Source organism: Vibrio sp. SNU_ST1, from assembly GCF_030563405.1.
Classification (GTDB): Bacteria; Pseudomonadota; Gammaproteobacteria; order Enterobacterales; family Vibrionaceae; genus Vibrio.
In genome coordinates this window covers 2,790,321-2,803,425 of sequence record NZ_CP130748.1, presented here as the reverse complement: position 1 = coordinate 2,803,425, position 13,105 = coordinate 2,790,321, and the positions used below count along the sequence as shown (strand labels likewise).

General features: G+C 44.7%; 4 protein-coding genes, 16 tRNA genes and 4 rRNA genes. 9 read left to right on the top strand and 15 right to left on the bottom strand.

Annotated elements, in window-relative coordinates:
• Window positions 1–407 precede the first annotated feature (407 nt).
• From Q5H80_RS12335 to Q5H80_RS12295, 9 genes are all read left to right on the top strand, one after another.
• A 16S ribosomal RNA gene (locus Q5H80_RS12335) occupies window positions 408–1,962 on the top strand.
• A gap of 67 nt (window positions 1,963–2,029) precedes the next feature.
• Window positions 2,030–2,106, top strand: a tRNA-Ile gene (locus Q5H80_RS12330).
• 21 nt (window positions 2,107–2,127) lie between these two features.
• Window positions 2,128–2,203, top strand: a tRNA-Ala gene (locus Q5H80_RS12325).
• Window positions 2,204–2,550: 347 nt separating this feature from the next.
• Window positions 2,551–5,443, top strand: a 23S ribosomal RNA gene (locus Q5H80_RS12320).
• A 93-nt stretch (window positions 5,444–5,536) separates the two neighbouring features.
• Window positions 5,537–5,652: ribosomal RNA gene (gene rrf / locus Q5H80_RS12315) — 5S ribosomal RNA — on the top strand.
• Between the two features lie 72 nt (window positions 5,653–5,724).
• Window positions 5,725–5,801, top strand: a tRNA-Thr gene (locus Q5H80_RS12310).
• Between the two features lie 42 nt (window positions 5,802–5,843).
• A 5S ribosomal RNA gene (gene rrf / locus Q5H80_RS12305) occupies window positions 5,844–5,959 on the top strand.
• Together the 16S, 23S and 5S rRNA genes with 4 tRNA genes alongside form the textbook arrangement of a ribosomal RNA operon.
• Before the next feature lie 30 nt (window positions 5,960–5,989).
• Window positions 5,990–6,066: transfer RNA gene (locus Q5H80_RS12300), tRNA-Asp, on the top strand.
• A 1,195-nt stretch (window positions 6,067–7,261) separates the two neighbouring features.
• Window positions 7,262–7,657: a DUF2391 family protein gene (locus tag Q5H80_RS12295; protein ID WP_304564914.1), complete on the top strand. Its 396-nt coding sequence runs from the start codon at window positions 7,262–7,264 to the stop codon at window positions 7,655–7,657.
• Window positions 7,658–7,995: 338 nt separating this feature from the next.
• Here the strand turns inward: Q5H80_RS12295 and Q5H80_RS12290 are convergent.
• The 15 genes from Q5H80_RS12290 to Q5H80_RS12220 all read right to left on the bottom strand — a co-directional run bounded on the left by Q5H80_RS12290 (window position 7,996) and on the right by Q5H80_RS12220 (window position 13,084).
• Window positions 7,996–8,071: transfer RNA gene (locus Q5H80_RS12290), tRNA-Asn, on the bottom strand.
• A gap of 29 nt (window positions 8,072–8,100) precedes the next feature.
• Window positions 8,101–8,176: transfer RNA gene (locus tag Q5H80_RS12285), tRNA-Thr, on the bottom strand.
• Window positions 8,177–8,212: 36 nt separating this feature from the next.
• A tRNA-Asn gene (locus tag Q5H80_RS12280) sits at window positions 8,213–8,288 on the bottom strand.
• A gap of 25 nt (window positions 8,289–8,313) precedes the next feature.
• Window positions 8,314–8,389, bottom strand: a tRNA-Thr gene (locus tag Q5H80_RS12275).
• Between the two features lie 56 nt (window positions 8,390–8,445).
• A tRNA-Phe gene (locus Q5H80_RS12270) sits at window positions 8,446–8,521 on the bottom strand.
• A 235-nt stretch (window positions 8,522–8,756) separates the two neighbouring features.
• Window positions 8,757–10,382 (bottom strand): methyl-accepting chemotaxis protein, encoded by a 1,626-nt coding sequence (locus tag Q5H80_RS12265; protein WP_304564913.1) that lies wholly within the window; start codon window positions 10,380–10,382, stop codon window positions 8,757–8,759.
• 320 nt (window positions 10,383–10,702) lie between these two features.
• A tRNA-Asn gene (locus tag Q5H80_RS12260) sits at window positions 10,703–10,778 on the bottom strand.
• A 57-nt stretch (window positions 10,779–10,835) separates the two neighbouring features.
• A tRNA-Phe gene (locus tag Q5H80_RS12255) sits at window positions 10,836–10,911 on the bottom strand.
• Window positions 10,912–10,918: 7 nt separating this feature from the next.
• Window positions 10,919–10,994, bottom strand: a tRNA-Thr gene (locus tag Q5H80_RS12250).
• A gap of 70 nt (window positions 10,995–11,064) precedes the next feature.
• Window positions 11,065–11,140 (bottom strand) — tRNA-Asn (locus tag Q5H80_RS12245).
• 56 nt (window positions 11,141–11,196) lie between these two features.
• A tRNA-Phe gene (locus Q5H80_RS12240) sits at window positions 11,197–11,272 on the bottom strand.
• A 7-nt stretch (window positions 11,273–11,279) separates the two neighbouring features.
• A tRNA-Thr gene (locus Q5H80_RS12235) sits at window positions 11,280–11,355 on the bottom strand.
• 74 nt (window positions 11,356–11,429) lie between these two features.
• Window positions 11,430–11,505, bottom strand: a tRNA-Phe gene (locus tag Q5H80_RS12230).
• Between the two features lie 103 nt (window positions 11,506–11,608).
• Window positions 11,609–12,742, bottom strand: coding sequence for a membrane-bound lytic murein transglycosylase MltC (gene mltC / locus Q5H80_RS12225; protein WP_304564912.1), 1,134 nt, complete (start codon window positions 12,740–12,742; stop codon window positions 11,609–11,611).
• A gap of 69 nt (window positions 12,743–12,811) precedes the next feature.
• On the bottom strand, window positions 12,812–13,084 hold the full coding sequence (locus Q5H80_RS12220; RefSeq protein WP_010435637.1) for an oxidative damage protection protein: 273 nt from the start codon (window positions 13,082–13,084) through the stop codon (window positions 12,812–12,814).
• Window positions 13,085–13,105 lie beyond the last annotated feature (21 nt).

Below are 13,105 nucleotides of genomic sequence, written 5' to 3'. Positions count from 1 at the left end.
AAAGTAGACAAGTCACCATAGAATTCTAAGTTTCTTAGAGTTTTATGTTGACTTTCAAAGTGGAAAGCGTATTATACGCGTCCTGCTTGAGTGCTAAGGCACTGAAAGCGTTCTCTTTTTAGAGAACAAGCTCTTTAACAATTTAAACCTATCAATCTGTGTGGGCACTCGTTGATGAATATCAAAACGTTTTATCGTTAGATAAAACAGATTCTTCGGAATCAAAATTGATTTCAATGAACTGAGTGACCAATACAAAATTAAGTTTACTTAATTTTGGCACAGTCAATTCATTACCATTCTGTTGGAATGGTAATAGCTTTAGAATTACATGTTCACGTTCCTTTTTCGAAAAGAGCGAATGAATATTAGTTTTGAAGTCAGTATTCGTTGAGTCACAAAATCTTAAATTGAAGAGTTTGATCATGGCTCAGATTGAACGCTGGCGGCAGGCCTAACACATGCAAGTCGAGCGGAAACGACACTAACAATCCTTCGGGTGCGTTAATGGGCGTCGAGCGGCGGACGGGTGAGTAATGCCTAGGAAATTGCCTTGATGTGGGGGATAACCATTGGAAACGATGGCTAATACCGCATAATGCCTACGGGCCAAAGAGGGGGACCTTCGGGCCTCTCGCGTCAAGATATGCCTAGGTGGGATTAGCTAGTTGGTGAGGTAATGGCTCACCAAGGCGACGATCCCTAGCTGGTCTGAGAGGATGATCAGCCACACTGGAACTGAGACACGGTCCAGACTCCTACGGGAGGCAGCAGTGGGGAATATTGCACAATGGGCGAAAGCCTGATGCAGCCATGCCGCGTGTATGAAGAAGGCCTTCGGGTTGTAAAGTACTTTCAGTTGTGAGGAAGGGGGTGTTGTTAATAGCAACATCTCTTGACGTTAGCAACAGAAGAAGCACCGGCTAACTCCGTGCCAGCAGCCGCGGTAATACGGAGGGTGCGAGCGTTAATCGGAATTACTGGGCGTAAAGCGCATGCAGGTGGTTCATTAAGTCAGATGTGAAAGCCCGGGGCTCAACCTCGGAACTGCATTTGAAACTGGTGAACTAGAGTACTGTAGAGGGGGGTAGAATTTCAGGTGTAGCGGTGAAATGCGTAGAGATCTGAAGGAATACCAGTGGCGAAGGCGGCCCCCTGGACAGATACTGACACTCAGATGCGAAAGCGTGGGGAGCAAACAGGATTAGATACCCTGGTAGTCCACGCCGTAAACGATGTCTACTTGGAGGTTGTGGCCTTGAGCCGTGGCTTTCGGAGCTAACGCGTTAAGTAGACCGCCTGGGGAGTACGGTCGCAAGATTAAAACTCAAATGAATTGACGGGGGCCCGCACAAGCGGTGGAGCATGTGGTTTAATTCGATGCAACGCGAAGAACCTTACCTACTCTTGACATCCAGAGAAGCCAGTGGAGACACAGGTGTGCCTTCGGGAGCTCTGAGACAGGTGCTGCATGGCTGTCGTCAGCTCGTGTTGTGAAATGTTGGGTTAAGTCCCGCAACGAGCGCAACCCTTATCCTTGTTTGCCAGCGAGTAATGTCGGGAACTCCAGGGAGACTGCCGGTGATAAACCGGAGGAAGGTGGGGACGACGTCAAGTCATCATGGCCCTTACGAGTAGGGCTACACACGTGCTACAATGGCGCATACAGAGGGCAGCAAGCTAGCGATAGTGAGCGAATCCCAAAAAGTGCGTCGTAGTCCGGATTGGAGTCTGCAACTCGACTCCATGAAGTCGGAATCGCTAGTAATCGTGAATCAGAATGTCACGGTGAATACGTTCCCGGGCCTTGTACACACCGCCCGTCACACCATGGGAGTGGGCTGCAAAAGAAGTGGGTAGTTTAACCTTTCGGGGAGGACGCTCACCACTTTGTGGTTCATGACTGGGGTGAAGTCGTAACAAGGTAGCCCTAGGGGAACCTGGGGCTGGATCACCTCCTTATACGAAGATACTTACGATGAGTGTCCACACAGATTGATTAGGTTTAGAAAAGTAAAGAGACGATATTGGGTCTGTAGCTCAGCTGGTTAGAGCGCTCGCCTGATAAGCGGGAGGTCGGTGGTTCGAGTCCACTCAGACCCACCAATATCGACTAGAAACAAAGATGGGGCTATAGCTCAGCTGGGAGAGCGCCTGCCTTGCACGCAGGAGGTCTGCGGTTCGATCCCGCATAGCTCCACCATCTTTAAGTGTTTTTATCTGAAAATATTTAAAAATGGTTCTTTATGAATCAAGCTCTTTAACAATTTGGAAAGCTGACTGATTGATTACTTACGAGTAATTCAATCAAATTTAAAAGTTCTCAATGTTTATCTGCTCTTATTTAATAAGAACGGTATAAACACAACAAACACATTCAAGTGTCTTGTATTCGAATCAAACTTTAGTTTGATTCACAATTGAGTCCGGCAAACAGTTATCAAGAATTAACCCTTCTTGATGACAACCAAAAACCTTGGTTAGTTGCCATACTAGTTTGTTTTCACTTTTCAAAAGTGAAAGTAAAACAGAGACCCTTTCGGGTTGTATGGTTAAGTGACTAAGCGTACACGGTGGATGCCTTGGCAGTCAGAGGCGATGAAAGACGTAATAACTTGCGATAAGCCCAGATTAGGTAGTAATAACCTTTAGAGTCTGGGATTTCTGAATGGGGAAACCCACGTGCATAAGCACGTATCCTGTTGTGAATACATAGCAACAGGAGGCAAACCGGGGGAACTGAAACATCTAAGTACCCCGAGGAAGAGAAATCAACCGAGATTCCGAAAGTAGCGGCGAGCGAAATTGGATTAGCCCTTAAGCTTTTAATGAGACAGATGAAGGCTCTGGAAAGTGCCGCAATAAAGGGTGATAGCCCCGTAATCGACATCTCATAATCAGTGAAAACGAGTAGGGCGGGACACGTGATATCCTGTCTGAATATGGGGGGACCATCCTCCAAGGCTAAATACTACTGACTGACCGATAGTGAACCAGTACCGTGAGGGAAAGGCGAAAAGAACCCCTGTGAGGGGAGTGAAATAGAACCTGAAACCGTGTACGTACAAGCAGTAGGAGCACCTTCGTGGTGTGACTGCGTACCTTTTGTATAATGGGTCAGCGACTTAATTTTAGTAGCAAGGTTAACCGTTTAGGGGAGCCGTAGGGAAACCGAGTCTTAACTGGGCGTACAGTTGCTAGGATTAGACCCGAAACCAGGTGATCTAGCCATGGGCAGGTTGAAGGTTGAGTAACATCAACTGGAGGACCGAACCGACTAATGTTGAAAAATTAGCGGATGACTTGTGGCTAGGGGTGAAAGGCCAATCAAACCTGGAGATAGCTGGTTCTCCCCGAAAGCTATTTAGGTAGCGCCTCGGACGAATACTACTGGGGGTAGAGCACTGTTAAGGCTAGGGGGTCATCCCGACTTACCAACCCTTTGCAAACTCCGAATACCAGTAAGTACTATCCGGGAGACACACGGCGGGTGCTAACGTCCGTCGTGGAGAGGGAAACAACCCAGACCGCCAGCTAAGGTCCCAAAGTATAGCTAAGTGGGAAACGATGTGGGAAGGCTCAGACAGCCAGGATGTTGGCTTAGAAGCAGCCATCATTTAAAGAAAGCGTAATAGCTCACTGGTCGAGTCGGCCTGCGCGGAAGATGTAACGGGGCTAAGCTATACACCGAAGCTGCGGCTACGTACCTTAGGGTATGTGGGGTAGGGGAGCGTTCTGTAAGCCGTTGAAGGTGTGCTGTAAGGCATGCTGGAGGTATCAGAAGTGCGAATGCTGACATGAGTAACGATAAAGGGAGTGAAAAACTCCCTCGCCGGAAGACCAAGGGTTCCTGTCCAACGTTAATCGGGGCAGGGTAAGTCGACTCCTAAGGCGAGGCCGAAAGGCGTAGTCGATGGGAAACGGGTTAATATTCCCGTACTTCTTACAATTGCGATGGGGGGACGGAGAAGGCTAGGTGGGCCTGGCGACGGTTGTCCAGGTTCAAGTATGTAGGCGGAAAGTTTAGGTAAATCCGGACTTTCTTAACGCTGAGATACGATGTCGAGCTACTACGGTAGTGAAGTCATTGATGCCATGCTTCCAGGAAAAGCCTCTAAGCTTCAGATTGTAAGGAATCGTACCCCAAACCGACACAGGTGGTCGGGTAGAGAATACCAAGGCGCTTGAGAGAACTCGGGTGAAGGAACTAGGCAAAATGGTACCGTAACTTCGGGAGAAGGTACGCTCTTATCAGTGAAGTCCCTTGCGGATGGAGCAGACGAGAGTCGCAGATACCAGGTGGCTGCAACTGTTTATTAAAAACACAGCACTGTGCAAAATCGTAAGATGACGTATACGGTGTGACGCCTGCCCGGTGCCGGAAGGTTAATTGATGGGGTTAGACTTCGGTCGAAGCTCTTGATCGAAGCCCCGGTAAACGGCGGCCGTAACTATAACGGTCCTAAGGTAGCGAAATTCCTTGTCGGGTAAGTTCCGACCTGCACGAATGGCGTAATGATGGCCACGCTGTCTCCACCCGAGACTCAGTGAAATTGAAATCGCTGTGAAGATGCAGTGTACCCGCGGCTAGACGGAAAGACCCCGTGAACCTTTACTACAGCTTGGCACTGAACATTGAACCTACATGTGTAGGATAGGTGGGAGACTATGAAACCGCGTCGCTAGATGTGGTGGAGTCGTCCTTGAAATACCACCCTTGTAGTTTTGATGTTCTAACGTTGGTCCCTGAATCGGGATTACGGACAGTGCCTGGTGGGTAGTTTGACTGGGGCGGTCTCCTCCCAAAGAGTAACGGAGGAGCACGAAGGTGGGCTAAACACGGTTGGACATCGTGTGGTTAGTGCAATGGCATAAGCCCGCTTGACTGCGAGAATGACAATTCGAGCAGGTGCGAAAGCAGGTCATAGTGATCCGGTGGTTCTGAATGGAAGGGCCATCGCTCAACGGATAAAAGGTACTCCGGGGATAACAGGCTGATACCGCCCAAGAGTTCATATCGACGGCGGTGTTTGGCACCTCGATGTCGGCTCATCACATCCTGGGGCTGAAGTCGGTCCCAAGGGTATGGCTGTTCGCCATTTAAAGTGGTACGCGAGCTGGGTTTAGAACGTCGTGAGACAGTTCGGTCCCTATCTGCCGTGGGCGTTGGAAAATTGAAAGGGGCTGCTCCTAGTACGAGAGGACCGGAGTGGACGAACCTCTGGTGTTCGGGTTGTCATGCCAATGGCATTGCCCGGTAGCTAAGTTCGGAATCGATAACCGCTGAAAGCATCTAAGCGGGAAGCGAGCCTTGAGATGAGTTTTCCCTGACGCTATAAGCGTCCTAAAGGGTTGTCGTAGACTACGACGTTGATAGGCAGGGTGTGTAAGTGCTGCGAGGCATTGAGCTAACCTGTACTAATTGCCCGTGAGGCTTAACCATACAACACCCAAGGGGTTTTGTGGACTCAAAGACAGACCTTGAATGAGTTTGAGAGATACTTTTAAATTATAGCTTTCCGAATTTTAAAATTTGCTTGGCGACCATAGCATTGTGGACCCACCTGATTCCATGCCGAACTCAGAAGTGAAACACAATAGCGCCGATGGTAGTGTGGGGCTTCCCCATGTGAGAGTAGGACATCGCCAGGCTCCAAATTTATTTTCACTTTTTAAAAGTGAAGACAAAAAGTTTTCAAAATCGTTTTAAACGGTTCTTGAATTGCTGATATAGCTCAGCCCGGTAGAGCGCACCCTTGGTAAGGGTGAGGTCCCCAGTTCGAGTCTGGGTATCAGCACCACTATTTAGTTGATTTGATTAATCAAGTTAACAACAGAATTTGTTTGACGACCATAGCATTGTGGACCCACCTGATTCCATGCCGAACTCAGAAGTGAAACATAATAGCGCCGATGGTAGTGTGGGGTTTCCCCATGTGAGAGTAGGACATCGTCAGGCTTAAATTGCATTATGCTGAATAGACACTGCGGAGTGGTAGTTCAGTTGGTTAGAATACCGGCCTGTCACGCCGGGGGTCGCGGGTTCGAGTCCCGTCCACTCCGCCACTTATTTAGAAGCCTCGCTAGAAATAGCGGGGTTTTTTTACATCTAAATAATAGTAATTCCCCTCTTTGGTCGAACGAGTCCCGTGAGGGTTTTCCTGAAGTCATAAACTTCAACTATTCTGCCTCTTATTAGAAAGCCTAATCTCACGACTAGGCTTTCGCCGTTTCTGGCATCATTATTTGGTTGTCGCCCAGCTAGTACCGCAAAAGGTTTCCCAACAATGCCATCACTGACCCAAATGTCTCGTTAGAAATAGTGAGGCTTTCTACATTTTGAAAATGGGCTTAGCTCATTGAGGGACCGTGTCAATTTGGGCCATTTCAGCTCCTCTCATAAAACCAGTCTTTACAGACTAGGTTTACCTGTATCTTAGGTAATGTTACTCGGGGTTACCTACAATCCCAATCCCTTGCAATGTACTATATCTAGATATTTTTTAGAGAAGCTCTGTTATCAATAACTAGGCTTTCTTGCGACTCTAATCGAGATGATTTAGATATGTTTTAACTGCCTACATAATTAGCTACTTAAATTATGTAGGCATCGCTATCTAGCATTGTTCATATGCTTGCCTGCAAAGATCACTACCTATTAGGTTGGAATTCCTTGATGGAGACAAGAGCTTGCTGTGCGTCAGAAACCTCTTTAGAGCGTGGTAGAGCTCGTTTTTTATTACTTAACGACTCTTACATACAGATCAACCTAAAGCCATTCCGAAACGGATTTGAGCACCTTGTTTAATGGGCTTAATAAAGGCTAACAATTCCAAGGATAGTATTTAAGTGATTAGCAATGTGTTGCCCTGCAGTTAATGATTAGAATAGCGGAGGTTTGAAATTACAATCTTCGATCAATCAAATAGATAGAACATCTCCCGTATCCCGATTTGGAGGAAGAATAGACACTACCTTAGTGACGTTTCAGGCTTTCTTTTACTCAGGTGTGTTTGTTTACTCGATATTAGTTATTGATTTGTCATGATGAGTTATGAGTGTTGTAGCGATAACCTTTTTTCTGTGAGTGATTTGATTTACTGCTTACTAATTCAAGTTGTGCTTTGGTAAATGCGACTAGTATAAAGTTACACAAAGTTATCTTTGTTAGTTGGAAGCCCAAACTCTCCAAGATCATGAACGGATAGTTTGGTATTACTTCGATAAATTGATTGAGTCCAAAAGCCTTAAAGGTAGTTCTATGAAACTAAGCTTTAACTTTGAAGATGCGAGCCAGATCTTTGTAGGATCTTTTGCTTTAGCTGTGCCGATTTCCTTTTCTGAAGAGGCCTGGAAGTTAGGGGAGACTTTACCTACAGCTAACTTGATGTTGTTGTTTCTATTGTCTGCTGTATTCCTTGGCTTTTATACGTATGAGAGTGTATTTCAGAAAGATATCATCGCTCGGTTGCCGGTATTTATTTTCAGAATTGTTATTGCTTATGTGATGACTGCATTGGTTGTTGCTTTGGTGCTGACTTGTTTGGATAAACTGCCTTTGTTAAGCGATCCAATTATATCTATCAAAAGGGTGATTGTCATTTCTATGCCAGCGTCTATGGGAGCGATTGTGGTGGATAGTTTCGATAAAGAATGAATTCGTGCATCACTTCAATTTAAGGAACCCGCTGAGCCTTTCTAGAGCTTATTTGAATTCATTCTTTAGCTTTTCAATTCCCGTACTCATTACTAGCGTTTTTCAGCAAGGTAACCAAACTAGTACGTTTGTGATGACTGACTTTTTACAAGAGTGACTAGCTCGTTGTTGTGATAGCTTAAACGGAATTAAAGAGAAAAGTTTGATTGCTTTAGAAGAGTATTAAAAGGGTTGGTTTTCGAATTAAATGAGGTAGTAGAAAGGTGAGTGGACTTGTATGAATAAGTTTGAATCTTCAGATGCAAAAAAGCCGCATCAATGATGCGGCTTTCTTTAATTGGCTCCCCTTGCAAGACTTGAACTTGCGACATACGGATTAACAGTCCGCCGTTCTACCAACTGAACTAAAGGGGAATTGATTGTTTTATCTCTAATCAAGAGAATGGTGCCGACTACCGGAATCGAACTGGTGACCTACTGATTACAAGTCAGTTGCTCTACCTACTGAGCTAAGTCGGCATCATATATCAAGAAGCTTACGCTTAATGATTAACTTGGCTCCCCTTGCAAGACTTGAACTTGCGACATACGGATTAACAGTCCGCCGTTCTACCAACTGAACTAAAGGGGAATTATTCTTAAAGCTTTAAAAGAAATGGTGCCGACTACCGGAGTCGAACTGGTGACCTACTGATTACAAGTCAGTTGCTCTACCTACTGAGCTAAGTCGGCACATAATATTTCTTTGTGCTTTACTGTTGTTGTCTAAGACACCAACAAATAAATTGTGGTGCCCGGAGGCGGAATCGAACCACCGACACGAGGATTTTCAATCCTCTGCTCTACCGACTGAGCTATCCGGGCGACGAGGTGTATTAAACGTGTTTTCGCGTTCTGGGTCAACATTAAATTGCAAAAAAAGTATTGTTTGATGTTTTTCTATACTTAGTGGGGTGTTTTTGTTCGTTTGGGCTGAAAAACCTAGGTCTAGCATGCCTTAAAAGACGGCAAAACTACGATTAACTGCTTTGAATGTGCACTTAAATAAAAAAAGCACGTATGAAAACGTGCTTTAATATTTAAGTCTTTTCTCGAAAGTTTAGTGTTTTACTTCAAACCTATTTACCCAAGTCTCTAATTCGTTAGAAAGAGAAGCTAAAGTTTGAGTACTGTTATGGCTTTCCGTTACGACATCGCTCAGTTGGTTACCACTTTCTTCGATCATATTGATACGCTTCGATATATCATCGCTTACCTGAGTTTGCTCTGCGGCTGCTGTAGCGATTTGATGACTCATTGATGATATGGACTCTAATGCAATCACAATCTGTTGTAAGGCCTCAGAGGCATTCTGAGACTCAGTCACAGTGCTTTCACTCGTTGCAGCACATACATTCATCGTTTGAATTGCGTTGCGGGAGCCTTCTTGAAGGTTATTGATCATTAACTGAATTTCTTTGGTGCTTGATTGCGTTCGACCAGCAAGATTACGCACCTCATCTGCCACTACAGCAAAGCCGCGACCTTGCTCACCTGCTCGTGCAGCCTCGATAGCAGCGTTAAGTGCTAGCAGGTTAGTTTGCTCTGCGATATCACCTATAACGTCCAGTACTTTTACAATATTGTTTACGTCGTTATCTAGGTTAGCGACAGCTTCACTCGCTGTACCTAATTGTCCTGCTAGGCCTTGAATATTATCTACTGTGTTGTGAATTAGGAGCTGAGTATGTTGGCTTTGCTTGTCGGCCTCGTCGGTGTTACGTGCAGTATCGCCAGCTGAATCAGCAACATTATTTGCTGAAGACGCCATCTCGGTCATTGCTGTTGCGATCATTTCAGTTGATTGTTGCTGAGTTTCAGTCAGTTGAGCGATAGAACCTGCACGATCTTCTACGCGCTGTAATTCGCCTCTTAATGCCAACATTGAAGAGTTAAGGTTTGATACTAACTCTGCCAGTGATTGACTCATTTGTTGTACTGCGTGGTAGATACTACCTTGTTCTGCTTGAGTCTCGAACGATGTTTGGATTTTTCCTTTTGCGACAGCTTGTACTGCTTCTCTTACGTCTTTGGGTTCACCGCCAAGTAGAGATAGCATACGTTTAATTGAGATAATCAAGCTTGAAAGAATGACACCAGCAATAGCCAAACACAAAATCAGTTGCCATTGTGCTGTTGACCAAAATCTTTCGTTGACTTCATTGAAGCCAATACCTGTACCTACAACCCATCCCCAGTGAGGTGTTTTTTCTGCTATTGACAGTTTTTCTTCAATGCTTCCGTCGGGTAGTTTCTGTGTCCAGGTGTACTCGACTATTTGCCCGGTTCGATTACCAAGTGCTCGCTGGATCAGTTGGCCAACGCTATTTCCATCACCGTCTTTAAAATCATTAAAGCTGGTTCCGTGTAGTTGCGGATCCAAAGGTGTCGCGACAAAGGTCATGTTTTCATCAGCAACGTATACGTATTCGTTGTCTTTATAGATGTTATTGCGTAGCAGGCGAGTGGCAAGTTGTTTAGCTTGCTGTTCTTCTAGAGTGCCATCAATAGCCATTTTTTCGACTTCATTTAGGATGCTGTATGCACTTTTAAACAGCTCTGTTACGCGAGCTTTGTTGTCTATGTTACTAGCAACTCTTAGGGTCCATAAACCAGTAGCCGTCAGTGCGAGCAGAGCGATCAAAATGATGCCAGATAATAAGTAAGCTTGCGTTTTTAATTTCATATTTCCCCGCGCAGCGATTTAATAATAAGTATGGTGTATCATTCAACGAATCTTAATCTAAGTCGTGTAGTGCAGGTATCAGAAAGGTATCAAAACATGATGAAGATTAAATTTACGAAGAAAAAAAAGTCCCAAAAAGAACATTTGTTTAGTGTTAGTGAATAAATCGAGCAAAGAGCAATTACTCTACTGGGAGTGGCGAGAGTGTTATTTTTACTAGTCTATCAAGATTTAATGTTGTTCTGATGTGTATATTGAATGGAGTTTACCTTTGCTCAAACGAAAAAAAGCCAAGTCTTTCGACTTGGCTTTCTTGAATGTGGCTCCCCTTGCAAGACTTGAACTTGCGACATACGGATTAACAGTCCGCCGTTCTACCAACTGAACTAAAGGGGAATTACTTGTCTCAACATCAGGTCTATTAAAGACCATTATTTGTTAAGTACCAAATAATGGTGCCTCGAGGCGGAATCGAACCACCGACACGCGGATTTTCAATCCGCTGCTCTACCGACTGAGCTATCGAGGCAAAAGAATGGTGCCGACTACCGGAGTCGAACTGGTGACCTACTGATTACAAGTCAGTTGCTCTACCTACTGAGCTAAGTCGGCACACTAAATTCTTTGCTTTAGAGAGTAAACTCTCTAATTAAAACCTCATATAAAATGAAATTCTTTAAAATGGCTCCCCTTGCAAGACTTGAACTTGCGACATACGGATTAACAGTCCGCCGTTCTACCAACTGAACTAAAGGGGAATTACTTGTCTCAACATTAGGTCTATAAAGACCATCATTTGTTAAGTACCAAATAATGGTGCCTCGAGGCGGAATCGAACCACCGACACGCGGATTTTCAATCCGCTGCTCTACCGACTGAGCTATCGAGGCAAAAGAATGGTGCCGACTACCGGAGTCGAACTGGTGACCTACTGATTACAAGTCAGTTGCTCTACCTACTGAGCTAAGTCGGCACACTAAATTCTTTATGCTTTTGTCCGTGTTGCTACTCCCTGTTAAAGAGTATTGACACCAACAAATCAAATTGTGGTGCCCGGAGGCGGAATCGAACCACCGACACGAGGATTTTCAATCCTCTGCTCTACCGACTGAGCTATCCGGGCAACGGAGCGCTATTAAACGGATTTTCTGCATAACCGTCAACACCTTTTTTGAAAATAACTAAAAAAAACGTTCGTTAGTTGTTTTTTTATTCAAAAGTGAGGCTTACGTTTTACCTTGGTTAAAATCTTTCTTGAATTTTGTTACTTTCTCTAAATATCGGCGCGACTCTTTATTGGGGTGTTTCTTTGTCAGTGCCCAGTAAGCTTGGCTCGGTTGCAATGAATTTAAGTCACGCATTGCTCGCTTTCTATCCTTACTGAAAGTATTGAGTACGCCACCAGTGCCGCCGTTATATGCTGAGATCATGCTGTACTCAAGCGTTGTCGGGTGTTTTACGTCTTTCAAATAACGATTTTTAAGAATGTAAAAGTATGCGGTGCCCGCATCAATGTTGTTTTCTGGATTGAATAAGTACTCAGGACTTGGTTCTCCCGGTTTCTTTTTAACGAGCTTAAAGACATCTCGACCTGCGGTTTTTGGTACGACCTGCATAAGACCATAAGCATTTGCCCAGCTCACAGCGTAGGGGTTGAAGCTACTTTCTGTTTTGATGATTGCGTAAATCAAGTCTTCAGGGATGTCATAGCGTTGAGATGCTCGTTGTACTATATCGGCATACTTATAACTACGTTTACTCGCATGATCTGCCACCATTGGGATTTCGACGTAGTAGGCTTTTTTAAAGTCGACTTCTTTGGTTTTTAGATTGTTGGCGATCAGGTAATCTGCGAATTTGTTAGCACGCCATGTCCATTGAATGGGCTTTTTCTCTTGGTCTACGACTTGGTTGTAGAGGAAGGGTTGACCTTCTAGCTTTATGCTTTTGGACGAAAATAGATCGACATGAGCTGGGTCATCGGGCGTCAGGAGCGTCGTCATGATCGCATTTTTGAGATGCTTTTTAGGATCTGTTAAGGAGACGGTTTCTACCGTTATGATACCTTGACTGAAGTTAACTTCTGAACGGCTTAGATAATTGTCTATGTATTTCACATAGTTACTCTTACCTGCCATCTTTACTTCACTGTTGCCCCAGCGCTTTTGGATATTGCCAGAAAAGCTACTAATCAAAGCATCCAGCGCACCAGTATCTTTTTCAAATTGCCCTGGTAGTTCTGCCAAATTACTTACAAACCGGTTGGTTGGTTCGTAATTAACATCATAAATGCTTTCGACAAACTCACGACTGCACCCGGTTAACAACATGGCAGTTAGGAAGTAACTTAGCTTTTTCATAGTTCCTCATACAAAAATGACATCGCGGCGCTAACCATGATGTCATTAAAATTTACTGAAATAAATGTCTTATTCGCTTGGTGGGGTATAGCCATCAATAACGACATCTTTACCTTCGAAAAGGAAGTTAACCATCTCAGTTTCAAGAAGTTTACGATGTTCTGGATCCATCATATTTAGCTTCTTTTCATTGATAAGCATGGTTTGTTTGCTTTGCCATTGTCCCCAAGCTTCTTTAGATACGTTGTCAAAGATACGCTTACCTAGGTCACCCGGGTAAAGTTGAAAATCTAGGCCTTCAGCATCTTTTTGAAGGCGAGCACAAAATACAGTGCGGCTCATAGTGGTTCCTCTTATCGCGTT